Source organism: Luteibacter sp. P4_D7_3 (assembly GCF_056401735.1).
Window position 1 is genome coordinate 1 of sequence record NZ_JBFUIT010000559.1, and the last position, 1,358, is coordinate 1,358.

Here is a 1,358-nt window from a genome sequence, read left to right on the forward strand (position 1 = left end):
GCGTCAGGCCATGCGCGCCGACGCCATTGGCCGCTTCCGCTGCGGGCGCGGGAGCTGCCGCTGTTGCCAGGGGCGACTTGGAAACGCTGTGATCCAATGGCGGGAACATGGCCATGGAAGCGAGCAGCGGTTGCTGCTCCTCGGCACGCGGCTCGGCTGCCGGCGCCGGCTTGTTTTCCGCCGCGTCGGCAACCAGGCCGCTCGACGAAGCCACCGCGGGCGCGGGAGCGTCCTGCTGGGCTACCGGGGCAGCGTCCAGGGGCGCGAGACGAGCCATGTCGCGGTCGAGCGTGCCACGCACGCCCAGCCAGACCATCGGAACGACGATCACCGCCGTCAGCACGACATAGGTCGCCGCCGTGACGTAGCGCTCGAGCAGATAGCGCGAATGCGACACCCCGCCGGTAACGACGAGGTCCGGCTGGCGGGGCGTCATGCGGGCGAGCTCGGCCTGGATGGCCTCTTCGTCGACGCCGACGTAGCGGCCGTACTTGGTCAGGTAACCGGCAAGGTAGACCTGATAGTCGATGCCGCCGTACTCGCCGGCCTCGAGCTGGCGAATCAGGCGCGTCGGCAGGCGTAATGCCTGGCCGCAGGCCTCGACGGTGTAGCCCCGTGCTTCACGGGCCGCGCGCAGGCGACTCCCGAAACCCGGATCCGCGACGTGATTGAACAGCACGCGGCCAGCCTCGTCGGCGTTTACTTCGGTCTGCGGGTCCATGGCTTCCCCCCTGGATGCATGTGGCTCGATGCCTGCGAACAAGTCCTGCTCGCGACCGTCCCGACCGGATGAATTCGAAGATACGGTAGTCATTGACGTGCAGTGGCTTCGAGTGCCCGCGCGGGTTCCGAATCCGGGAACTTTTCGCGCAAGCGTTTGGCGTAATCCTGGGCGGCCTCCCCGTCGCCCAGACGGAGCTCGATGTCGTGACCGAGCTTCAAAGCAGTCGGACTCGGCTGACCCTGCGCCTCCAGGCGCTGCAGGAAGGCACGGGCCCTGAAAGCATCGTTCTTAAGGTACAACACGTTCGCCATCTGATACAGCGCATCGGCATTGTTGGGATTACGGTCGAGCGCCTTCCGGAAGTAGACCTCGGCGCCGTCGTAGTCCTTGGAACCCAGCAGGCACGTGCCCGCGTTGGTCATGGCAAGGTCGGGCGTCTCGTAGAACGGGTCGGCCAGTGCCCGGTCGAAGTAGACCTTCGATTCGCCCGCCCGCCCCTGTTTGCACAGGAAAACGGCCAGATTGTTGTTGACCGAACCCTTCTTCGGGTCCAGATCCACCGCCTTGCGATAATTCAGCTCGGCGTTGGCTGGATCGTTGATCTTTTCGTAGAGCACGGCAATCACAGTACGGG

The 1,358-nt window shown here is 65.5% G+C and carries 2 protein-coding genes; both read right to left on the minus strand.

The window, feature by feature from the left end:
* Positions 1–721: helix-turn-helix domain-containing protein (locus AC1DSN_RS22700; RefSeq protein WP_477333099.1), on the minus strand; the 721-nt coding region annotated here is incomplete at its 3' end.
* Between the two features lie 89 nt (positions 722–810).
* On the minus strand, positions 811–1,358 hold a 548-nt coding region (locus tag AC1DSN_RS22705; protein WP_477333101.1), incomplete at its 5' end, for a tetratricopeptide repeat protein.